Genomic DNA, 21,406 nt, shown 5'->3' on the forward strand with positions numbered 1-21,406 from the left:
CGCCCCGCCAGGCCGAAGCTTGACGGGGCGCATGTGTGAGACGCCGGAGTTAGACACGGCCGGGCGTGTCAGGTGTCAGATCGCCTTCTAATCGAGCAGATCACTTACTACCGGCAAGTTGCCGAAGCACGTACTGCAGGATGCCGCCGTTGCGGTAGTAATCGGCTTCACCTGGGGTGTCGATGCGGACCACTGCATCGAAGTCGACGGTGGTTCCGTCTTCCTTCGCGGCCGTCACCTTGACGGTCTTGGGGGTCTTGCCCTCGTTGAGCTCGGTGATGCCGGAGATCGAGATGGTCTCCGTGCCATCGAGGCCCAGCGAGTCTGCTGATTCGCCGACGGGGAACTGCAGGGGAACAACGCCCATGCCGATGAGGTTCGAGCGGTGGATGCGCTCGAAGCTCTCGGTGATGACGGCTTCGACGCCGAGCAGCTTCGTGCCCTTGGCAGCCCAGTCACGCGAGGATCCCGAACCGTATTCCTTGCCACCGAGGATGACAAGAGGGGTGCCGGCATTCGCGTAGTTCACGGATGCATCGAAGATCGAGGTCTGCGGACCGCCCTCCTGCGTGAAGTCGCGGGTGAAGCCACCCTGGACTCCGTCGAGGAGCTGGTTCTGCAGGCGGATGTTCGCGAACGTGCCGCGGATCATCACCTCGTGGTTGCCGCGACGTGAACCGAAGGAGTTGAAGTCCTTGCGCTCGACACCGTGCTCGATGAGGTACTTGCCGGCCGGAGTGTCGGCCTTGAAGGAACCTGCAGGCGAGATGTGGTCGGTGGTGACCGAGTCGCCCAGCTTCGCAAGCACGCGTGCACCCTTGATGTCGGTCACAGGCTCTGCTTCCAGGCCCATTCCGTCGAAGAAGGTAGGTTTGCGCACGTAGGTCGACTCATCGTCCCACTCGAAGATCGCGCCTTCTGGCGTCTGCAGCGCCTTCCAGCGGTCGTCACCTTCGAAGATCCGGCCGTATTCCTCGTCGAACATATCTGTCGAGATCGACGAGGCGATGACCGATTCAACCTCTTCCGGCGAGGGCCACAGATCCTTGAGGTAGACGTCTACGCCTTCCGAGTCCTGGCCCAAAGGCTGGTTGTCGAAGTCGAAGTCCATGGTTCCGGCCAGAGCATAGGCAATGACCAGTGGAGGCGAGGCGAGGTAGTTCATCTTCACATCGGGGCTGATGCGGCCCTCGAAGTTACGGTTGCCGGAGAGAACTGCGCTGACTGCCAGGTCGTTGTCCTGGATGCTCTCCGAGATATCGGAATCGAGCGGTCCGGAGTTGCCGATGCAGGTGGTGCAGCCGTAGCCGACGACGAAGAAGTTGAGTGCCTCGAGGTCCTCGATGAGGTTGGCCTTCTTGTAATACTCGGTGACGACCTTCGAACCCGGAGCGATGGAGGTCTTGACCCATGGCTTGGAGTTGAGTCCGCGTTTGCGAGCATTGCGGGCCAGGAGGCCTGCAGCCAGCATCACCGATGGGTTCGAGGTGTTGGTGCACGAAGTGATCGAAGCGATCGCCACAGCACCGTTGGCCAGTTCGAAGCTGGATCCGTCGCCAGTGGTGACGGGAGCCGACTTGTTCTCTTCACCGGGCTTCGCGTAGTTGTGGATGTCCTTGGCGAACTGGTTCTTCGCGTCGGAGAGTTCGATGCGGTCCTGCGGGCGCTTCGGTCCTGAGATCGAAGGCACGACGCTGGAGAGATCGAGCTCGATGTACTCCGAGTACTCCACTTCCTTGCTGGGGTCGTGCCACAGGCCCTGGGTCTTGGCGTAGTCCTCGACCAGCTGGATCTGTTCGGCCGAACGACCGGTGAGCTTCAGGTAGTCGACGGTGACCTCGTCGATCGGGAAGATCGCAGCGGTCGAACCGAACTCGGGGCTCATGTTGCCGATCGTCGCCCGGTTGGCCAGAGGCACAGCGGAGACGCCCTCGCCGTAGAACTCGACGAACTTTCCGACTGCTCCGTGCTGACGCAGCATATCGGTGATCGTGAGCACGACGTCCGTTGCGGTCACACCGGAGGGGATTTCGCCGGTCAGCTTGAAGCCGACGACGCGAGGGATGAGCATCGAGACGGGCTGGCCGAGCATTGCTGCCTCGGCCTCGATTCCGCCGACGCCCCAGCCGAGCACACCGAGCCCGTTGACCATGGTGGTGTGGGAGTCGGTGCCGACCAGCGTGTCCGGGTAGGCGCGAAGCACACCATCGACCTCACGCGGCATGACGACGCGTGCGAGGTGCTCGATGTTGACCTGGTGGACGATGCCCATGCCTGGAGGGACGACCTTGAAATCATCGAAGGCCGTCTGGCCCCAGCGCAGGAACTGGTAGCGCTCACCGTTGCGCTTGTACTCCATGTCCATGTTGAGCTCGATCGCTTCGGCGGTGCCGAAGTTGTCGATCTGAACCGAGTGGTCGATGACCAGCTCGGCCGGAGCCAGCGGGTTGACCTGTTCCGGCTTTCCGCCGAGCTCGACGACCTTCTCGCGCATTGTCGCGAGGTCGACGATGCAGGGCACGCCGGTGAAGTCCTGCATGACCACACGGGCGGGGGTGAACTGAATTTCCGTAGCCGGCTCAGCACTGGGATCCCAGCTGCCGAGGGCTTCGATATGCTCCGAAGTGATATTCGCACCATCTTCAGTCCGCAGCAGATTCTCCAACAGCACCTTGAGGCTGAATGGAAGCTTCTCTGATCCTGGGACCTGATCCAGGCGATAGATCTCGTAATCTGTTTCGCCTACGGTCAGGGTGCTCTTCGATTTGAACGTATCGACGTTGCTCATCGTGATTCTCCTGTTTCATCCGACACTCATCCAAGAAACCGGGCCAGCCCGTGAGCCGCGCACCGATTTACGCGACACAAATGTTTCCAAAAGTATCTTGACGTCAAGATAAATTCTATCTCATTTGGTCGCCCTTGACCACCTTCGGAGCATGGCCTGTCAGTGAACTGAGAATCGGGTTTTCCCCAAGTCACAGTCCGGACAACTCCCGCGCGAAGAGCTGCCGCAAGTCCTTAATCTGGAGTCACATCAGCAGTTGCGAACTAGGAGCATTCATGGACCCGTTCACTCTCGGAGCCGGATTCGGATTCGGGGCACTCCTTGTCGGCATCATCTTCGCAGTCATCTGTCGAACCCTGGCCGATGAGAAGGGCCGTTCCTCGGGATGGTGGGGCCTATGGGGCTTCCTCACCACCTTCATCGCGCTCATCGTCCTCGTCCTCCTCCCCCAGAGGGCGCGGAGCCTGAGATCCTCAGACGCCGCGGTGGGCGCCGATTGAGATCTCTCCCTCGCCGAGGTGGGCCTCACGTCCCGATGCGGTCACCGCCGGAGGACGGTGACCGTTTCCAGGTGGGCAGTGAGTGGGAACAGATCGAAGCCGCGCAGGCTCTCGATCGCAAATCCCCCGTCGACCAGGACCGCCAGATCCCGAGCCAGCGTGGCCGCATCGCAGGAGACATAGACGATCGTCTTCGCGCTCGACTCAAGCAGAGCTCGAGTGACTGCCTTTCCCGCTCCGGAACGCGGAGGATCGAGAACGATGACGTCAGAGTTCGGAATTGTCACTCGGTCGGCCCGGGATGCGTCGAATGCGGCGTTGAGGCCCTTTGCATTCACCTTCGCGTTCTCGATCGCCGACTTCGCGCCCTCGACCCCGTAGAGCCTGGCACCAGTGGCCTCGGCGGCGCTGATTCCCAACAGCCCCACTCCGCAGAACAGATCCGTGATCATCTGCGTCTTCTCGCTCAGCACCGCATTGACCTGAGCGCTCAGCAGCTGGGGAGCCTGCTCGTGGACCTGCCAGAACCCATCAGCGCCGACCCGGTAATCACGCCCGGCGACCTTTTCGATCAGTTGGTCCTCGCCCCTGACCACGGAGAGCTTCGTGTGGCCGCCCTTGGTGCTGATCCTCTTCCGGCCGCTTCCGCTTCGCGTATCAGCGAGGACTGACCACTGCGCAGGCAGAGCCTGTCCCAGGTCGGTCAGCACCGAGGGATCGCAGTCACCGCGTACGATCGCGGCTCCTCGATCACCTGACCAGGCGAACTCAAGTCGATCGGCACCCGGCAGTCGCAGGGAAGTCAGGGCAACTTCGGCGATGGCAGATGTCGCCAACGGAGCCGAGACCAGGGGCACGACATCGTGGGAACGCGGGGCCAGCATGCCCAGGCGGCCGTGCCCGTCGACGGCCAACTGGACCCGGGTCCGCCAGTTCAGTCCGGTCGTCTCCCCCGGTGCGGCCGCGATATCGACGCTGCGGTCGATATGCCCGATGCGCGAAAGCTGGTCCCTCAGGGCTTGAGCCTTGAGCTCACGGCTGTGGGCGAGGTCGACATGGGCGAACTCCATCCCACCGAACAGACTTGGTTTCTGCGCGTGCTCGGCGAGGAACTGCTCGCGACGGTCTCGAACACGATGGTCCGAGGCCTCGAGCACCTCGGTGACGTCGGCGCGGAGGAACTTCGCGGCCGATCCGGACTCGGTGCGAGCACGCACGGTCTCCCCCGGGATGGCTCCGGTGACGAAGACGACCTGCCCTTCGTGGCGCGCAATGCTGATGCCGCCGGCGGCAGGGCTCTCGATATGCAGGGTCAGATCCATGGCCGGAATCGCTTCGGCTGAAGGTGCGCTCATCGGTGTTCAAGCCTGTCTGTACAGTGGATTGTCGTTGTCGGGTCCATCGCCGTCGTACTGCCGGGAGAAGGAACGCAACCGCCAGGGCACGGAGACCACGACGACATTGGGGACCAGCAGCAGACGAGTGCGCAGCTTCAAGGCTACTTGGTTGTGCAGGATGTGTTCCCACCAGCGTCCGACGATGAACTGGGGAATGTAGACGATGACAAGGTCACGCGGCGATCGGCGCCGGATCGCGAGCACATGCGCCAGCAGCGGCCGGAGCAGCTCCCGATAGGGCGAGTCGAGGACCGTCAGCGGCACGGGCAGCGCCATCTCGTTCCACTGCCGCTGCAGCGCGCCAGCCGAATCCTCGTCGACGGCGACGGTGATGGCCTCGAGCTGACTGGAGCGTGCCACCCGCGCATATGACAGAGCTCGCAGCGTCGGTTTGTTGATCTCATTGACGACGACGATCGCGTGGGTGTTCGACGGGATCGTGCGGGAGCCCCCGTCCGCCTCCGGGGCCAGTTCCCGGGCAACGCGAGAGTAATGACGATGGATTGCGCCCATGATCAGGAACAGTCCGGCCATCGCCGCGACCGCCAGCCAGGCACCGGCGAGGAACTTGGAGACGATGACGACGAGCAGCACACCTGAGGCGATGATGCACCCGGCCCCGTTGACGAGGCGGTTGAGATGCATTCGCACCCGCGCCTTCGAGTCGATGACCAGTCGCAGGCGCTTGTTCCAGTGCAGGACCATGCCCGCTTGGCCGACGACGAAGCTGGCGAAGACACCGACGAGATAGAGCTGAATCAGCGTCGTCGCCGAGGCGCGCGTTGCGATGACGAGCAGGATAGCGGCGAAGGCCAAGAGCAGGATGCCGTTCGAGAACGTCAGCCGATCGCCCTTCGTCGCCAGCTGCCTGGGCAGGAATCCGTCGCGTGCCAGTCGAGAGGCGAGGCCGGGGAATCCTTCGACTGCGGTGTTCGCGGCCACGATGAGCACAAGCGCTGCGACGAGCACAACGAGGTAGAACATCACGGGTGCATTGTCGAAGATGGCATGGGCCAGCTGCGCGAGCACCGGTTCCTGTTCGTATTCGGCGCTCACCGCGCTGCCGTCGGGTCGCATCAGGTAGAGGTGCGGATCGTCGACGTATTTGACGCCGGTCACCGACGCCAGATAGGTCAGACCGGTGAGCATCAGGGCCGCCAGCAGGCCGGAGAGCAGCAGGGTGTTGCCGGCGTTCTTGCCGCGCGGCTTCTTGAAGGCGGGCACCGCTGTGGCCACCGTCTGCACACCGGCCAGGGCCACTGAGCCTGAGGAGAAGGCGCGCAGGACGATGAGGACCGTCGCCAGCCCGAGGGTCGCTTCGTCGTTGACTCCGGTGTGAACGACGGTGTAGTCAGCCGTCTCCGCCTGCGGGAGGTCCCCAGTGCCCACCCGCAGCAGGCCCACGCACATGGTGAGGAAGACAGCACCGAGGAACAGGTAGGTCGGGACGGCAAGCAGCACCGGGGTGGCGCGTGATCCGCGTAGTCCGGCCAGGGTGATGAGCAGAATCCCGATGATCGCCACGGCGACACGGTATGGCGCCAGAAGTGGGAAGGCCGTGGTGATGTAGGCGGCGAAGACCGTCATCGACACGGCCAGGGTCAGCACATAGTCAACCAGAAGGGCCGCGGCGACGACCAGACCGGCACGGGGCCCGAGGTTCTTCGACGCGACTTCGTAGTCGCCGCCGCCCGAGGGGTAGGCCTTGACGTTGATGCGGTAGCAGGCGACGATCACCAAGATCACCGCGCCGACGGCTACACCGATCCAGGGCGCCACAGTCAGAGCGACAAGAGATGTCAGTGACAGCGCCAGTAGGATCTCGTCGGGGGCATAGGCCACGGACGAGAGCATGTCGGAGGCGAAGACGGGCATTGCGATGCGCTTCTTCAGCGCAGGCGCACGCCTGTCCTCACTGCGGAAGGGCCGTCCAACGAGTAGTCTTTTGACGGCATCAGAAAAACTGCTGGCCACGGGCACTAATGGTAGATCAATGCGGAGAGGATTACCCATGCACTTCGTGATTATGGGCTGCGGCCGAGTCGGAGCATCCTTGGCCAAAGCCCTCGATGCCAATGGGCACTCGGTAGCTGTCGTCGATCGCGATCCCGATGCGTTCCTCAAGCTCGGCAGGGAATTCAGCGGTTCCACCATCACCGGCATCGGCTTCGATCGTGAGACCCTCTCCCAGGCGAAGACTGCGGACGCCTACGCCTTCGCCGCTGTGTCCAGCGGAGACAATTCCAACATCCTTGCCGCGCGTGTCGCCCGGGAGACCTTCGGCGTGGTCAACGTCGCGGCCAGAATCTATGATCCCAACCGTGCTCAGGTGTTCGAACGACTGGGCATTCCGACCGTTCCCACAGTGAGGTGGACGGCCGACCAGGTGATGCGCAAACTCGTTCCGCAGGGATCCATCACCGAATTCCGTGAACCTTCAGGCAGACTCGTGCTCGCCGAGGTCCATCTCGATCCCGGCTGGGTGGCCAGGCCGATCAAGGAGATCGAGACCAGGACCAAGGCACGAGTCGCCTACGTCACCCGCCTGTCCGAGGGCATCCTCGCTCACGAGGATCTGCTCCTCCAGGACGGGGACCTGGTCCATCTGATGTGCCCGGTGGACCGCCTCGGCGAGATCGAGAAGATCCTGGACCAGCCGGTGCGAGCAATGGAGGAAGAATGAGAGTCGTCATCGCAGGGGCCGGGTCCGTCGGTCGTTCAGTGGCTCGGGAGCTCATCGATAAGGAGCACGCCGTTCTGCTCATCGATCAGAGTAAGGAGGCTCTGGGGCATGAGCGCATACCGGGAGCCGAATGGCTGCTCTCGGATGCATGCGAGCTGGCGGGATTGGGTGAGGCCAAGCTCGAGGAGGCCGATGTCGTCGTGGCCGCGACCGGTGACGACAAGACCAATCTCGTTCTGTCCCTGCTCGCGAAGACGGAGTTCGGTGTGCCGCGCACCGTTTCGCGGGTGAACAACCCGAAGAACGAGTGGCTCTTCGACGAGAACTGGGGCGTCGACGTCGCGGTGTCGACACCACGACTGATGACCGCACTTGTCGAGGAGGCCGTCGAGGTCGGCGGCCTGGTGCATCTCATGAGCTTCGAACGCGGTCAGGCTGGTCTGATGGAGTTCACCGTTCATGAGTCGTCCGCGCTCGTGGCTTCACGGATCGGCGAAATCGCCTTCCCGCTGGACACGGTGCTCGTCGCGGTCATCCGCAACTCGCGGGCATTCGCGCCCAGCGCCGATGACGTGATCGAGGCCGGAGACGAGCTGTTCTTCCTCTCCTCACCGGACCAGGAAGGCGCGCTGCTCGAACTGTTGCAGGCTTCCGCTTGATGGGCTCACTCGTGGTCGTCGCGGGTCTGAATCAGCTCGTACACCGGATTGTGGGACTTCAGCGCTCCGTCATGAGCACAGAAGCGTCCTTCGAGGACGATCAGTGCTCCCGGCCTGATTCCGCTGATCTCGCGGCGGCCCAGGAACTGTGCGTGGACCTCCCCGGTCCCATCGGCAACCGTGATGTGCAGACGGGGACTGTCGCCGCTGCATGATTGTGTCACTGCGCTGACGACACCGGCGATCCTCGACATCTTCCGGGGGGTCAGATCCTGCACGCTGATGACGCCGGGAATCTGGGACACCAGTCTCAGGTCGGCCCGCGCCTCTGCGTCCCTGGACCCGAAGTCACGCACGAGGCGTGTGATGAGATCCAACATGGAACTCAGCGGACCTCGGTGATTTCCGGACCGCGTTCGAACGGGTTGAGTTCGTCCTTGTCCTCGTCCTTGGTCTCAGAATCTCCGTCGACCTGTGGCGCGGTGAGCACGATGAGCTCACGCGGAGCCATCGCCTCCTGTCCTCTGTCGACGACGACGCCGCGGAAGAGTGCGCTGAGTTCGGACCGGATCTCTTCATCGGTGACGGCCTTGCCGGAGAACACTGCGCGGACGAACCAGCGTGGACCGTCGACTCCTGCGAAGCGCATGGCACGCTTCCCAGGGCGACCGTCCTCGGTCTTGGCAGGAACCTCGACAGCAAGCTCCCTGCCCAGCGAGGTGTGCAGCTCCGAGGCTTCGCCGCCCTGTGAAGTCACTCCGGTCGCCAACTGTTTGCGAACGGTATTCCACAGTCCTTCGGAGCGTGGGGTCGCGAAGGCCTGCAACTGGATTCCCCCACCTTCATGGATGAGTGTCACCGCGAGCACTCGCTGGGAATCGTCGTCGGTGTCCAGGCGCACCTGCATGCCGTCGACGACCGGCACCTTGAGAGCACCCAGATCGAGCCGGTTGAGCTCAGGGAAATCCTCCGCCGCATCGAACGGGCCCTTTTCGGAACGGTCGAAGGGAGCGGACTTCTCGAGCAGGGCCTCCTCGTCAAGTTCGTCGACGTCTTCGTCGCCTGTCGGACCTGCGGAGTCTTCGTCAGCAGTCGAGCCTTCAGACACGTTCGAGCCGGTCTCGTCCGAATCGCTCTCGCTTGAGTCCTCGGCATCGGTGTCAACTGTCACAACGTCGTCGACGTCATGTTCCTCATCGACGGTATCGTCGATCTTCTCAGCGGAGGATTTCTTGGAGAATCGGGAGAACAGTCCCATGGTCGTTCACACCTCTTTCTCGGTCAGACCTGATTGCACTCCACCTGTGGAGCCGAAGCCCCCTGCCCCGCGGTCGCTGTCGTCCAGCGATTCGACCAGGGTGAAGTCTGCTTGTTTGATTTCTTGGATGACGAGCTGGGCGATGCGGTCTCCGCGTGAGATGCGCAGAGGAGTCCGTGCATCGAGGTTGATCAGCGGCACCTTGATCTCACCCCGATAGCCGGCATCGATCGTGCCCGGAGCATTGATGACGGTGACTCCGTGTTTGCTCGAGAGTCCCGATCGCGGATGGACGAATCCTGCGCAGCCGACTGGCAGGGCAATCGCGATCCCGGTGGGCACGACCTTCCGCTCAAAGGGTTCGAGGACGAAGTCGATTGCCGAGCACAGGTCGGCGCCCGCATCGGTAGCATGCGCGTAGGAGGGAGGAGTCATGCCTGCATCAAGCAGTTTGAGGTCAATCTTCAGGATTTCTGCCACAAAGATGCACTCTAACGCCGAAGCCTGAGCGCTTCCAAAAAGTCCGTTATGGGAGAATGGCCTTATGGCAACGACTCAACCCGAAACACGCGTGGTCTACACGGAGAAACTCGGTCCCTCCATCGGCATGTGGATTCTCATCGTGATCGCGGCGGCTTCGACCGCACTCATGGTCCTCCCTGTGTGGACGGCCGGCACCATCATCCTTCCGGTGATCAGCTTCGTCCTCTTGGCGTGGTGGCTGCGTTCGCTCGGGATCTCAATTATCGTCACCGAACGACAGCTCTTCGTCGGTGACGCGCATATCGATCGCCGATACGTCACCGATGCCACCGGATACGACTCCGAAGATGCACGGACTGCCAGGGGAACAGGGCTCGATGCTCGGGCGTTCCTCATGCTGCGTCCCTGGGCCAAGTGTGCTGTGCGGATCGACATCCACGATGAGAGCGACCCGACTCCCTACTGGCTGGTTTCAAGCAAACGTCCGATGGAGCTCGCCGCGGCTCTCAAACCCTGACTGACGCGCCAGCCCTCAGACTCATGCGGTGAGCAATTCCCTCGACACAGGATCTGACGCACCGGGACCGAAAACGGGCCGAGACACAGAAACGCGCCCCGACAAGGGCGCGTTCTTGTATCGTTCGGCAGTCGCTTCAGCCAGCACAGTCCGTGCAGATCGGGACTCCACCCTCTTCGCTCGCCAGCTGCGAGCGATGGCGAACCAGGAAGCATTCCATGCAGGTGAACTCGTCATTCTGCTTGGGCAGCACTCGAACGGAGAGCTCTTCGTTCGACAGGTCCGCGCCCGGCAGTTCGAACCCTTCGGCAACTGCTGTCTCATCTTCGTCAATCTTGCTTGCCTGCGCCTGCGAGCGTGAAGCCTTCAGCTGTTCAATCGAATCGCTTTTGATTTCATCGTCTTGCTTACGAGGTGCGTCGTAATCCGTTGCCATATGGCTCATCGCTCTCTGTCGGGTGTGCTGAAGAGGGTTTTCAACCCCTCTCGCCAAACGTGTCCCCAGCATTGTGCACTGTATGGTTGCGGTTGGCAAGATCAGATCGTCCATGTTCACAGTGATTCTCGTCACTGATGAGTCGCTTCGTGACGGTTCGCACATACGACTCTCGAAAAGCTCTGCGAGAATACATAAGTCGAATAGCGCCGAGAGCATTTTTTCGGCGAATGAAACTGGGTTCGCCCCATGCGTGGGAGACAGCCCGAGGAAGGACGGATACACGATGAGTGAATTCGCAAATCAACTCGATACCAGGATCGACGATGTCCGTCATCGCATTCATGAAGCCCGGTCTGCCGGGGACGACTACCTCGTCGAGACCCTGATCGACGACCTGCAGAATCTCTTGGAGCTCGCCGATCGCAACGATGTCGACACCGGTCCGATCGCGGCGGTCATCACAGCGGAGACCGGAGCGATTCCGATCGTTCCCGCACCTGAAGAGTCCTGACTCCCTAGGAAGACCGCCACAGAGAATCCCTCCCCTGCGCAACTGGCAGAGGAGGGATTTCTGTTGCCTGAAGAGCGCTCTGGTTCCCGAAGAGCGCTCTGAACGCTTGAGCTCAGGCTGGCCAGTTGGGCTCGGTAGCCCGTTCGATGCGTCCGCGGCAGCATTCGATGCTGCACGCACCGCTGCCGGGGACCAGCGCAGTGGAGCCGGTGATGGTCGGCGAAGCTGTCTGTTCGCCGCGCAGCTGTGCGATTCTCTCCTCGACCAGGTCGACGAGCCCCGAAACGAACAGTGGGTGCGTCCCGACTGTCGCTGCACGGGTGAAGGCGAAGCCGAGTTCGGCCGCCGTCTCCTTCGCTTCGGTGTCGAGGTCGAAGGCGACCTCCATGTGATCGGAGATGAACCCGATCGGCACGAGAATGACTCCGGTGACACCGTCCGCGGCGAGTTCCGTCATCCGATCGTTGACATCAGGTTCGAGCCATGGAACCTCTGGAGAGCCCGAGCGGGAGCAGTACACCAACTCTGCCGGAAGCGCCTCGGCCGCAGGCAGCCCGTCCACGAGGTGGGCAATGAGCTCTTCGTGCTGTGCGCGATAGCCGCTGGTCGCCACGGCCGAAGCATCCTGCATGACGTTGGGGATCGAATGTGTGACGAAGAGAATCCGATGTTTCGACGCATCAAGGGCACCGACCTGCTTCGTGAAGTCGGCAATGCCCTCTCTCAGGAGGATCGCACACGCCTCGGCATAGCCGGGGTGGTTGTAGAACTGCCGGATCTTATCGATCGTGACGTTCGCACCCTCCGCCGACAGTTCCTCGATCGTCTTGGCGAAGTCCTCACGGTATTGACGGCAGGAGGAATACGACGAATACGCCGAGGTGTCGATGGACAGGAATCGAGTTCGCCCAGCCTGCGCCTCGGCGCGCACCTCGTCGGTCAGGTACGGTTCCCAATTGCGGTTGCCCCAGATGAGAGGCGTGCTGATGCCTCGACGCTCGAGCTCCTCGCGCAGAGCCTGCAGAAGTGCTTTGTTCTGATCATTGATGGGCGACTTTCCACCGAAACCGTAGTAGTGCTCACCGACTTCTTCGAGTCGCTCTTCCGGTATTCCACGACCGGCGGTGACGTTTTTGAGGAACGGGACGACTTCTTCTGGAGCCTCCGGTCCCCCGAATGACATGAGGACGAGAGTGTCAATGGGTTCAGTGTTGTTCACAGTCATCGATTTTACAGCCTGTAGAGTTTCCGCGCCCGCTGTCCGCCCAGTGAGTCAGATCCACTCACCGTTCAGACCCGAACCAACCGACCGTTGCCCCGTCAGAGCGTCCATTTCGCGACTCGCGCGCAAATCTGCCCGCTGCGCGGCCCCGGACGTGACACGATGCAGGGAGACGCGATAAAGGAGCTTAAGGCATGCGTGAACTGATCTTGAACGGAGTCGACGCCGACGGCACTCATCTGCTGCTGAACGACGAAAACGGGCTGCAGTATCGATTGGCTCTCGACGAAGCTCTGTACGCCGCTGTCCGCAAGGACCGCACCACAGCCAAGCCCGAGACCCCTGTGCGCCCTCGTGACATCCAGGCGATGATCCGGGGCGGGATGAGCGCAGAGGAAGTCATTGCTTCCACTGGTGCCGATATCGAACAGGTCCGCACCTACGAACGCCCCGCTCTTGCCGAACGCGCACACACCGCGTATACGGCCAGTCAGCATCCGATCTATTCCGATCATGACCCCAACGGCGACCCGACTCCCCTGGTGGAGCTGTGTCAGACCCGTCTGGCGATGCGCGACGTCGACATCGAGACGATGGACTGGGATGCGTGGAAGCAGCAGGACGGCAACTGGTACATCCAACTCAGCTTCACTGCCGCGGATCGGACCCGCACTGCCGGATGGAGCTACTACCGCCGGTCGCTGACCCCCATCGATGACGAGGCGAAATGGCTCGCCGATTCGGGACCCACGGACACAGGACCGATACCGAACTACGGAACCGGTGCCGAACGTCAGAAGAACACCGAGGAGATCGAAACCCCGATTGCTCCCCCAGCTCCGAACGATTCGACTCCGGCCGCCCGGGACCACCAGGCGGAGACCGGACGGATCTTGGAGAATCTGCGCAAGCGTCGTCGCCATGAGGACGAGGACGAGCCACGTGGCAGACTTCGCGCAGTCACCGAGGACCCGGAAACGCATCCTCAAGGTGCGCACACCGCGCCAGGGCGGCCCGCAGACGCCACCGATGACGAAATCTTCGCATTCGAGGACCCGGCAGCTGCTGATCCGACGGCCGTCGACCCGGATGAACCGCAGGAGCCGACCCAGGAGGTCGGCAGATTCGACGACGACAATCAGCTGTCCCTGCTCAATGAGCCGGGTGTCAGCGAAGATTCGAATCAGTTCAAGGACTCAGAGTCGAAGGCGAAGGCGAAGAAGAACAGTCGCGCATCGATCCCCAGCTGGGACGAGATCATGTTCGGCTCGAAGCGCGACTGAGTTCGTGCCCCAGCTCGACCAGTCGATCGCTGTCTGCGATCAGACTGCGATCGTGAGTGACCATCACAACGGCGTGTGAGCCCAGGCTCTCCCGCAGATCGCTCACCAGCCGGCGAGCCATCTCATCATCCAGATGCGCTGTCGGCTCGTCGAGTACGAGCACTTCGGCTCCGCTCAGAAGCGTCCTGGCCACGGCCAGGCGCTGACGCTGGCCCCCGGATATCTCAGCTCCGTGATCGCCGACCCAAAGGTCGAGTCCGGCCGGATCGGCCCAATCGCCCAAGCCCGCGCTGGTCAGAGCCGCGCACATCTCCTCGCTGCTGGGTGTGTCTCTGCGCGCGATCGCCAGATTGCCCCTCACCGTCGACCGGAACACATGCGCCTCCTGCGGGCACCACGCGATTCGGCCGGCGAGGTCCTCCGGTGCCAGACCGAGCACGTCCGACTCATGTCCTGCATCGTCTTCGGCCCGATAGGAGCCTGACCACGGGTCGAGGAAACGCAGCAGCACACTCAGCGTCGTCGTCTTGCCGGTGCCGCTGTCGCCGTGCAGGACGGTCCACCCGCCCTTCTGAGCTCGCAGATCCACATCGGCGACGACTGGACCGTCATCCCACCCGACGCTCATGTCCTCGAGCTCGAGGACAGTGAACGGGTGCGCATCGGAGACTTGGGCTCTGCGATTGTGGGTCGGGAGACTGGACTGGGCAGGTGACAGTGCGGGGATCCGGTCGAGGACAGCACCGAGGGTCGGCAGCGCACGGTATGCGAGCAGTGACTGTGAGAAGACATCTGCAGACCCCAGTGCAATGAGAACGACGACTGCCCGGATTTCGGTCGGTGCCGACGATGACATCGCGATGAGCACAGCAGCGCCCACCGTACTCAGCTGCAGCCAGAGCTGCGCCATACCGAAGCGGTGCGAGGAGCGACGCTGAACACGCTGCAGCTCCTGCTCTTCGCGAGCGAGCACTGTCAGCACAGTGGCGTCTGCTCGATTCGTACGCAGATCCGTTTTGGCATTCAGCGCCCGAGCCAGGACGGAGAGTATCCGGCTGCGGAGCTTTCGGACGCGGCCAGCGAGGCCGCTTTCACTCCAGATCACTGCTGCTGGCACTATGACCAGGTTGAGAGCTCCGAGCGCCAGGAACACCGGCAACGTCGCCGGGTCGAGCGCCCAGGCCGCGATGAGCACGGCGAGATAGACCAACGACGAGGCGAGAGGCGGGAACAGAGTCCGCGGAATCAGGTCCCGAACATCATCGGCATCGGAGACCATGGTGCGCAGCGCGGCATCAGAGGTCAGCAGCTTCCGATCCCCCATGCCGACTGCTTCGAAGTGCTCCCACAGACGAGAGCGCAGTCTGCCCAACGAGGCGAAGATCGCCGAATGCAGTTCGAGCCGACTGAGATAGAGAAGCACTGATCGGCTCAGCCCGAAGAACCGCACGCCGACGATGGCGACCATGAGAATCATGATGGGGGGCTGGTATGACGCCTCGACGATGAGCCAGGCGGAGACTGCAGTCAGCGCGATTGCCGCCAGACTGGAGGCACAGGACGAGAGCAGAGCAATGATCATGTTCGGGGTGAACAGAGGCATGCTCGACCGCAGGAGTGACCACCGCCGACGAAGAGCCGCTCGTCGACCTTCATGTGCCCAGTCGTGGTCCCTGCCCACTGCTTCCGCGTTCTGTGTTCTGCCAGCCGCTGCGGCATCGGCGGACATCACGGGCCCCGTGAGCCTCGTTGGGGCGGTGCGTACCGCCGGGTCGGCGAGTGTTGCTGAGTCGGCGTGCGAGGCCCCTGGGACATGATTGCGCGAATCGGGTTGCGCATCTGCGCCCTCAACCGCATCCGGATCAGTTTCCTGTGCGCGCGGCCGTCCTGACGTTGTTGCGGTCGTGCCCGGGCCGGGTCTCCTGGGAATGATCTCATCGTCGGCGAGTGCGAGGACCCGGGAGTCATGGCTGGCCAGGATGACGCGCACGCGAACTGCCGCCTCGGCGATCATGTCGACGATGATCTGCGCGTTGTCATCATCGAGGTGAGCAGTCGGCTCGTCGAGGACGAGGGTCTCCGCGTCACCGTCAACCAGGTGGAGCACCCGGACGAAGGCGAGTCGACGAAGTTGGCCAGGGCTCAGAGCGGATGTCGACCGAGTCGGATCCTCAGGCAGACGGGCTCCGCTCAGTGCAGTCCCATGGTGTGAGCGTGGGAGACCGTAGACCTCGAGCTCGGCGCCGATCGTCGCACCGAAGATGCGTGGAGCCTGCGGAAGAAAGGCGACTCGGCGCGGTCTCATCGTAGTTCTGGCCTGAGCAGGCAGATGACCGGACAGGGCTGCCAGAATCGTCGACTTTCCTGCGCCCGAAGCTCCTCGAACCGCGGTGATGCCGGGAGAGGTCGGCAAGTCGCCGTTCCACTCGATCGTCGTTCCGTTCGGGTAGATGACGCGGTGCCGGGCGCCAATGTCTGCAACACCAGCCGCACCGACACCGACCGCAGTTGAAACTGCCGCACCGACACCGGACATATCGTCTCCATCGAGCGCTTCCGGTGTCGCACTGTCGGTGCTCGCGATCAGCGCGTGGGCACGATCCTGTGCCTCGCGGCCGTTCTCACTGGCGTGGTATCCGGCGCCGAGTTCGCGCAGCGGAGTGAAGCACTCGGGAGCCAGGAGCAGGACGAAGAGGCCGGAGCTCAGGTCCATGGTCCCGGAGACGAGACGCAGCCCGATGACAACGGCGACGAGAGCCACAGAGATCGTGGCAATGAGTTCGAGGGCGAGGCTCGAGAGGAACGCGATACGCAGCGTGGCGAGGTTCGCACTGTGGTACTTCTCCCCCAAAGCACGCAGGGTGCGCGCGTGATCCCTGGATCGCCCGAGCCCGATGAGCACGGGCAGCCCTTCGGCCAGTTCGGCGAGGTGGTCGGACAGACGTTCGAGGGCTGTGGTGCTGGCGGCTGTCGACGCCTCCGTGAATCGGCCGATGAGGATCATGAAGACCGGCACCAACGGCAGGCACAGCGCGATGATGACCGCTGAGAGGACATCGGTGAAGACGATCCGGATCAGCAGCGTCAGCGGCACCACCGCTGCGGCGCTCAGCGCCGGCACTACGGTCGTGAAGTAGTCGTCGAGGTCGTCGATGCCGCGTGTGACGGTGACTGCCGTGTTCATTCGCGGCTGCCCACGCCGGGCGAGGAGTGATCGCAGGATCGAGAGCCTCAGCCGCTGCTTGTTCGCAGCAGCCAGAGACGTCCCCAGACTATGATCTGTCCAGAGACTCGCGCCCCTCAGAGCCGCCCCCAGGAGCCCCAACACCGCCCAGACCGCGACGGGGCTTGACCCGATGATCGATCGCACCAGAGCCTCGGCGATGAGCACGATGCCCACTGCCCGGGCCAGGGCGCTGAACAGGGAGAGGCAGAATCCGCGCTGGCCGCCCGGCAGGTCGAGCAGAATCCGCAGTGGGGATCTCATGACCTGATCGCCACCGGCACACGGTGCGCTTCGGGGATGTGGGTCTCGGCGATACGGCCCAGGAACATGCGATAGCTGAAGATCTGGTAGCCGATGATGATCGGCAGGCAGATCACGGTTACGACCAGCATCACCGTGAGCGTGTAGTCCGATGAGGACGCCGAGGCGATTGTCAGCGAGTTCGCGGAGTCCAGTGTTGAGGGCAGCACGTTGGGATAGGCCCCGGCGAATACGGCGAAGAGCCCGAACACGAGGTAGACCCCGTGCAGAGCGAAGGCCGCCTTCTCCGCCCCGGACCGCACAGCGAAGTACGTCGCTCCCAGCGCGATCACCGCTGCGATGACCACAGCAATGAGCCATGGGCGTTGGGTGATGGAGAGACCGAACCAGATGAGGAAGCCGATCGAGCACGGCAGCAGCATCCTCCGTGCCCACCACTGAGCCTTGTCTCGGATGTCACCCTGCGTCTTCAGCCCCAGGAAGATGAGGCCGTGGACGAGGGAGAAGCCGACTCCGCCCACACCACCCAAGACTGCGGGCCACCCTATCCAGGCGAATGCCCCGCCGACGATATCGCCATTGTCGTTCAGCGGCAGTCCGTTGGAGGTGATGGCGAGCATGGCACCGATGAAGAACGCGATTCCAGCCGACCCCACGGCCATCGCCCAAGTCCAGAAGGACTTCCATGCCTGGCTGTGCCCCTTGCCGCGATATTCGATGGCGACGGCGCGGAAGATCAATGCCAGCAGGCACAGCGTCAGCGGTATGTAGAGGGCGCTGAACAGGGAGGCATACCAATGCGGGAAGGCCGCGAACGTGGCCCCGGCCGCGGTGACCAGCCACACTTCGTTTCCATCCCACGTCGGCCCGATCGTGTTGAGCAGCACCCGCTTCTGCCGTTCGGTTCGGCTCAGCACCGGCATCAGCATGCCGACGCCGAGGTCGAAGCCGTCGAGGAACAGGTACCCCATCCACAGGACGATGATGAGGACGAACCAGATCGTGGCGAGAATTTCCATCGTGTCTTCTCCTCAGTACGCGAACGACAGGACGTCGTCTTCGTCGTTCGTGATCCGCGGGGTGTGATTGGTCTTCGTGACCTCAGGCATCGCCGAGGCGACCCCTCCCCTGATGTAGACGATGAGCAGCCGCAGTTCGATCACCATGAGGATGCCGTAGACGAGGCTGAGGCTGATCAAGGAGAACAGCAGCATCGCCGGCGTGAGTTGGGGCGACAGCGCTGCCTGAGTGAACATGTACACAGCGTCCTGTCGTTCGGGATTCGGCGCGACCACGAACGGCTGACGTCCCATCTCCGTGAAGATCCAACCGGCGGAGTTCGCGATGAAAGGTGCTGTGATGGACAGGAGCGCCCCACGCATCAGCCAGGCCGAGGCAGGGACGGTGCCCTTACGTGTCAGCCACAGCGACAGAGCGCTGACTCCCGCTGCGATCATGCCGAATCCGATCATGAGGCGAAAACCCCAGTAGGTGACGATCATGATGGGCTGGTAGTCGATCTTCTCGCCGGAGTGCTGGCCGTAGCGTTCATCCTCGGGAAGATGGGTGCCGTACTTCTCCTGGTAGTCAGGAAGCAGAGTCGTCACACCGTGGACCGGGGTGTTGAAGTCGCCGTTGGCGAGGAAGGACAACAGGCCGGGGATCTCGAACACGTTCTCAACGCCGTCACAGTCGTTCGAGGACGGGTCTCCGATCGTGAGCACCGAGAACTCTGTTCCATCGTGGCAGGCAGCCTCAGCCGAAGCCATCTTCATGGGCTGTTGTTCGAACATGAGCTTTGACTGGATGTCTCCGGTGATCGCCACACCGGCGAAGGCGACGACGCCGACGACCGCGCCGATCCGCAGAGAACGGATCCAGACCTGGTGATCGATGGCATCTCGTCCGGGCACATCGGGAGCAGAGCCGACAACGACCTTTCCGTCGGCTCCGATGGAGTCAATGCCGTCCTTGCGTCGGCGGTACAGGTGGTACCAGGAGATTCCGAGCAGGAAGCTGCCGCCGACAGCCAGCGCCCCGCACAGCGCGTGCGTGTAGGCGGCGATCGCCGTGTTGTTCGTCAGCACTGCCCAGACATCGGTCATCACCGGTCTGCCGTCGACCATCTCGACACCGACCGGATGCTGCATCCACGAGTTAGCGACGATGATGAAGTAGGCGGAGATCCACGACCCGATAACCGCACACCAGAGGCTGCCCAGATGGACAGCACGAGGGATTCTGCCCCAGCCGAAGATCCAGAGCCCGAGGAATGTCGACTCCAGGAAGAACGCGAGCAGCGCTTCCAGCGCCAGCGGCGCACCGAAGACGTCACCGACGAAACGGGAGTACTCGCTCCAAGCCATACCGAACTGAAACTCTTGGACTAGGCCGGTCGCCACCCCCATGATGAAGTTGATGAGGAAGAGCTTCCCGAAGAACTTAGTGCTGCGCAGGTACATCTCATTGCCCGTGCGGTGGTACATGGTCTGCAGAATCGCGACCAGCATACCGAGGCCCAGGGTGAGTGGGACCATCCAGAAGTGATAGACGGTGGTGATGCCGAATTGCCAGCGCCCGATGAGAACCGGATCCAGGTCCATGGGTACTCCGTTCGTGGAGGATCAAATTTCTACAGCACGTAGAATTCTACAACGCGTAGAAGCTATCGCGGCAATATTCCGCTATCTAAGATCAGCCGTCCCAGAACGCGCATCAGTGCCCGATTGCGCTCACCCTATCCCGCCGAGGCATGCAGGACCCCGATTCGACCGACCAGCGCACCAGCAGCGGCGACGAATCGAATTGCAGTCGATCTCACATGGAATTCGACAGCTTGTAGAGTTAGACTGAACGGGCAACAAGGACCATCACCTCGAAGGACAAGGACACCGTGGGAACACTGGGCGAACTCGAACGCAGCGTCATGGACGCCATCTGGGTACATGATGATGGGTTGAGCGCGGCCGAACTCCGCGACGTGCTGGCAGCACGCGATCTGGCACTGACCACCGTCCACACCGTCCTCACCCGGCTGGAGAAGAAGGGGTTCGTCACTCGCGACCGCAGCATCCGTCCGCATCGCTACCTCGCGGTTTCGACGCGGGAAGACCATGTCGCAGAGCTGATGACCGAAGTCCTGTCACAGGCCCCGGATCGCCAGGCCGTTCTTGCCCGATTCCTCGGCACCGTATCGGAGGCCGACACCAAGGCTCTGCGTAAGATGCTGGGACGCAATCACTCGACCAACTCCTGACGCAGGTCGTTCCCGAGCATGAGCGTCGTGGGATCCGTCCTCGCGGTACTTGCATTTCTCCTAGCGTGGCCGGTTCCGGCCGCGCTCTCCCGTTTTCGGGGAGACCCCATCTCTCAGGTCATCCTGTGGCAGGCCGTCGGTCTCTCCGGTGGCCTCTCACTGATCGGCACAGCACTGGCTTTTGCCGTTGCTCCGACCTCGCACAGCCTGCCTGAAGGACTCTGGCAGCTCGTCAGAGGACAGTCGCACGCCAATCTCACCGTCTTCGCATGGATCTTCCTCATCATCGCAGTGGCACTCATCGTCCGACTGCTGGGCTGCCTTGCCCTGACGTTCTACTCCGCGCGCAGAACTCGCATTCGCCATGATGAGATTCTGCATCTGCTCAGCGAACCATCCGCGACGTACCCTGATACTCGGATCATCACGACCGACGAAGCTGTCGCCTATTGCCTGCCGCAGGGGCCGCGCAAGGGAACTGCGGTGCTCTCAACCGGACTGCTCGAAGTCCTCGGCGAGAACGAGCGCACAGCCGTCATCGCACATGAGAGAGCCCATCTGGACTTCCGCCACGACGTGCTGGTGATTCCCTTCGCCGCGTGGCACCGTGCTCTGCCGTTCTTCTCTGCTACCGCGATCGGCCTCAACTCAGTCAATGGCCTGATTGAGCTCATGGCCGATGACCAGGCTCGCGAGCACGTCGATCCGGCGATTCTGGCGAAGGCGGTGCGAGAAGCGGCAGGCATCAGCCCAGAGCATCGCAGCGATCTCTCTGCTCAGCGGATCGACCGACTGTCCCGGCCCCTGGACCCTGCACGAGTACCGGTGCGAGTCACATCGACGCTCGCGGCGCTGGGCCTGCTGCTGGTCCCCAGCCTGTTGCTCTTCGCCCCCGTCGCTCCCGGGTTCTGACTCCTCGAGTC

Annotated in this window: 19 protein-coding genes; 8 read left to right on the plus strand and 11 right to left on the minus strand. The window is 62.6% G+C overall.

The features are described 5' to 3' along the window. Positions 1-100: 100 nt before the first annotated feature. The gene (gene acnA, locus JTF07_RS19650) at positions 101-2,788 is read right to left on the minus strand and encodes an aconitate hydratase AcnA (protein WP_204235856.1); all 2,688 of its coding nucleotides are present in this window, start codon (positions 2,786-2,788) and stop codon (positions 101-103) included. 275 nt (positions 2,789-3,063) lie between these two features. On the opposite strand from acnA, the gene JTF07_RS19655 reads away from it, so the two are divergent. Beyond that, positions 3,064-3,288, plus strand: a complete 225-nt coding sequence (locus JTF07_RS19655; RefSeq protein ID WP_204235857.1) for a hypothetical protein — start codon at positions 3,064-3,066, stop codon at positions 3,286-3,288. Between the two features lie 41 nt (positions 3,289-3,329). Here JTF07_RS19655 and JTF07_RS19660 read toward each other — a convergent pair whose 3' ends face one another. Further along, positions 3,330-4,643 (minus strand): class I SAM-dependent RNA methyltransferase, encoded by a 1,314-nt coding sequence (locus JTF07_RS19660; protein ID WP_252199948.1) that lies wholly within the window; start codon positions 4,641-4,643, stop codon positions 3,330-3,332. Positions 4,644-4,649: 6 nt separating this feature from the next. Then, positions 4,650-6,560 carry an APC family permease gene (locus tag JTF07_RS19665; RefSeq protein WP_204235926.1) on the minus strand — a complete coding sequence of 637 codons (1,911 nt, stop codon included), beginning with the start codon at positions 6,558-6,560 and terminating at the stop codon, positions 4,650-4,652. 136 nt (positions 6,561-6,696) lie between these two features. Between JTF07_RS19665 and JTF07_RS19670 the strand changes: the two genes are divergently transcribed. Together JTF07_RS19670 and JTF07_RS19675 are read left to right on the plus strand one after the other, a co-directional pair. Next, positions 6,697-7,368 carry a potassium channel family protein gene (locus JTF07_RS19670; RefSeq protein WP_204235858.1) on the plus strand — a complete coding sequence of 224 codons (672 nt, stop codon included), beginning with the start codon at positions 6,697-6,699 and terminating at the stop codon, positions 7,366-7,368. Beyond that, positions 7,365-8,027: a potassium channel family protein gene (locus JTF07_RS19675; protein WP_204235859.1), complete on the plus strand. Its 663-nt coding sequence runs from the start codon at positions 7,365-7,367 to the stop codon at positions 8,025-8,027. Before JTF07_RS19670 ends, JTF07_RS19675 begins: the two co-directional genes overlap by 4 nt. A gap of 5 nt (positions 8,028-8,032) precedes the next feature. On the opposite strand, the gene JTF07_RS19680 is transcribed toward JTF07_RS19675, so the two are convergent. Genes JTF07_RS19680 through dut form a run of 3 tightly spaced genes read right to left on the minus strand, consistent with a single transcriptional unit; the run spans position 8,033 to position 9,765 of the window. Continuing rightward, positions 8,033-8,407, minus strand: a complete 375-nt coding sequence (locus tag JTF07_RS19680; protein ID WP_204235860.1) for an OB-fold nucleic acid binding domain-containing protein — start codon at positions 8,405-8,407, stop codon at positions 8,033-8,035. Between the two features lie 5 nt (positions 8,408-8,412). After that, positions 8,413-9,285 carry a DUF3710 domain-containing protein gene (locus JTF07_RS19685; protein ID WP_204235861.1) on the minus strand — a complete coding sequence of 291 codons (873 nt, stop codon included), beginning with the start codon at positions 9,283-9,285 and terminating at the stop codon, positions 8,413-8,415. A gap of 6 nt (positions 9,286-9,291) precedes the next feature. Then, entirely contained in the window at positions 9,292-9,765 is a 474-nt protein-coding gene (dut, locus tag JTF07_RS19690; RefSeq protein WP_186293177.1) for a dUTP diphosphatase, read from the minus strand. A gap of 64 nt (positions 9,766-9,829) precedes the next feature. On the opposite strand from dut, the gene JTF07_RS19695 reads away from it, so the two are divergent. After that, positions 9,830-10,285, plus strand: coding sequence for a DUF3093 domain-containing protein (locus JTF07_RS19695; protein ID WP_204235862.1), 456 nt, complete (start codon positions 9,830-9,832; stop codon positions 10,283-10,285). Positions 10,286-10,421: 136 nt separating this feature from the next. On the opposite strand, the gene JTF07_RS19700 is transcribed toward JTF07_RS19695, so the two are convergent. Next, on the minus strand, positions 10,422-10,721 hold the full coding sequence (locus JTF07_RS19700) for a DUF4193 domain-containing protein (RefSeq protein ID WP_092107696.1): 300 nt from the start codon (positions 10,719-10,721) through the stop codon (positions 10,422-10,424). A gap of 286 nt (positions 10,722-11,007) precedes the next feature. On the opposite strand from JTF07_RS19700, the gene JTF07_RS19705 reads away from it, so the two are divergent. Then, positions 11,008-11,235, plus strand: coding sequence for a hypothetical protein (locus JTF07_RS19705; RefSeq protein WP_204235863.1), 228 nt, complete (start codon positions 11,008-11,010; stop codon positions 11,233-11,235). A 112-nt stretch (positions 11,236-11,347) separates the two neighbouring features. On the opposite strand, the gene JTF07_RS19710 is transcribed toward JTF07_RS19705, so the two are convergent. Next, positions 11,348-12,460 carry a ferrochelatase gene (locus tag JTF07_RS19710; protein WP_204235864.1) on the minus strand — a complete coding sequence of 371 codons (1,113 nt, stop codon included), beginning with the start codon at positions 12,458-12,460 and terminating at the stop codon, positions 11,348-11,350. 191 nt (positions 12,461-12,651) lie between these two features. On the opposite strand from JTF07_RS19710, the gene sepH reads away from it, so the two are divergent. Continuing rightward, positions 12,652-13,740, plus strand: coding sequence for a septation protein SepH (gene sepH, locus JTF07_RS19715; protein WP_204235865.1), 1,089 nt, complete (start codon positions 12,652-12,654; stop codon positions 13,738-13,740). On the opposite strand, the gene cydC is transcribed toward sepH, so the two are convergent. From cydC to JTF07_RS19730, 3 genes are read right to left on the minus strand one after another with little or no spacing between them, the layout of a single operon-like run. Next, entirely contained in the window at positions 13,715-17,227 is a 3,513-nt protein-coding gene (gene cydC / locus JTF07_RS19720) for a thiol reductant ABC exporter subunit CydC (RefSeq protein ID WP_204235866.1), read from the minus strand. The genes sepH and cydC overlap by 26 nt on opposite strands. Continuing rightward, positions 17,224-18,246, minus strand: coding sequence for a cytochrome d ubiquinol oxidase subunit II (gene cydB / locus JTF07_RS19725; RefSeq protein ID WP_204235867.1), 1,023 nt, complete (start codon positions 18,244-18,246; stop codon positions 17,224-17,226). Before cydB ends, cydC begins: the two co-directional genes overlap by 4 nt. A 12-nt stretch (positions 18,247-18,258) precedes the next feature. Further along, positions 18,259-19,830, minus strand: coding sequence for a cytochrome ubiquinol oxidase subunit I (locus JTF07_RS19730; RefSeq protein ID WP_204235868.1), 1,572 nt, complete (start codon positions 19,828-19,830; stop codon positions 18,259-18,261). Positions 19,831-20,120: 290 nt separating this feature from the next. On the opposite strand from JTF07_RS19730, the gene JTF07_RS19735 reads away from it, so the two are divergent. Both JTF07_RS19735 and JTF07_RS19740 read left to right on the plus strand, forming a co-directional pair. Further along, positions 20,121-20,483, plus strand: coding sequence for a BlaI/MecI/CopY family transcriptional regulator (locus JTF07_RS19735; RefSeq protein ID WP_143923761.1), 363 nt, complete (start codon positions 20,121-20,123; stop codon positions 20,481-20,483). 18 nt (positions 20,484-20,501) lie between these two features. After that, a complete protein-coding gene (locus JTF07_RS19740) occupies positions 20,502-21,395 on the plus strand; it encodes a M56 family metallopeptidase (RefSeq protein ID WP_204235869.1) in 894 nt (297 codons plus the stop codon). Positions 21,396-21,406 lie beyond the last annotated feature (11 nt).

Origin of the sequence: Brevibacterium sp. RIT 803, from assembly GCF_016892625.1 — a bacterium.
GTDB lineage: Bacteria > Actinomycetota > Actinomycetes > Actinomycetales > Brevibacteriaceae > Brevibacterium.

Bases quoted from the DNA above. Each gene is read 5' to 3' on its own strand.
- JTF07_RS19665 (WP_204235926.1), bottom strand. From the start codon at position 6,560: ATGCCCGTCTTCGCCTCCGACATGCTCTCGTCCGTGGCCTATGCCCCC.
- JTF07_RS19685 (WP_204235861.1), bottom strand. From the start codon at position 9,285: ATGGGACTGTTCTCCCGATTCTCCAAGAAATCCTCCGCTGAGAAGATC.
- JTF07_RS19700 (WP_092107696.1), bottom strand. From the start codon at position 10,721: ATGGCAACGGATTACGACGCACCTCGTAAGCAAGACGATGAAATCAAA.
- JTF07_RS19695 (WP_204235862.1), top strand. From the start codon at position 9,830: ATGGCAACGACTCAACCCGAAACACGCGTGGTCTACACGGAGAAACTC.
- JTF07_RS19740 (WP_204235869.1), top strand. From the start codon at position 20,502: ATGAGCGTCGTGGGATCCGTCCTCGCGGTACTTGCATTTCTCCTAGCG.
- sepH (WP_204235865.1), top strand. From the start codon at position 12,652: ATGCGTGAACTGATCTTGAACGGAGTCGACGCCGACGGCACTCATCTG.
- JTF07_RS19730 (WP_204235868.1), bottom strand. From the start codon at position 19,830: ATGGACCTGGATCCGGTTCTCATCGGGCGCTGGCAATTCGGCATCACC.
- JTF07_RS19670 (WP_204235858.1), top strand. From the start codon at position 6,697: ATGCACTTCGTGATTATGGGCTGCGGCCGAGTCGGAGCATCCTTGGCC.
- cydC (WP_204235866.1), bottom strand. From the start codon at position 17,227: ATGAGATCCCCACTGCGGATTCTGCTCGACCTGCCGGGCGGCCAGCGC.
- JTF07_RS19655 (WP_204235857.1), top strand. From the start codon at position 3,064: ATGGACCCGTTCACTCTCGGAGCCGGATTCGGATTCGGGGCACTCCTT.
- acnA (WP_204235856.1), bottom strand. From the start codon at position 2,788: ATGAGCAACGTCGATACGTTCAAATCGAAGAGCACCCTGACCGTAGGC.
- JTF07_RS19705 (WP_204235863.1), top strand. From the start codon at position 11,008: ATGAGTGAATTCGCAAATCAACTCGATACCAGGATCGACGATGTCCGT.
- JTF07_RS19675 (WP_204235859.1), top strand. From the start codon at position 7,365: ATGAGAGTCGTCATCGCAGGGGCCGGGTCCGTCGGTCGTTCAGTGGCT.
- JTF07_RS19680 (WP_204235860.1), bottom strand. From the start codon at position 8,407: ATGTTGGATCTCATCACACGCCTCGTGCGTGACTTCGGGTCCAGGGAC.
- cydB (WP_204235867.1), bottom strand. From the start codon at position 18,246: ATGGAAATTCTCGCCACGATCTGGTTCGTCCTCATCATCGTCCTGTGG.
- JTF07_RS19710 (WP_204235864.1), bottom strand. From the start codon at position 12,460: ATGACTGTGAACAACACTGAACCCATTGACACTCTCGTCCTCATGTCA.
- JTF07_RS19660 (WP_252199948.1), bottom strand. From the start codon at position 4,643: ATGAGCGCACCTTCAGCCGAAGCGATTCCGGCCATGGATCTGACCCTG.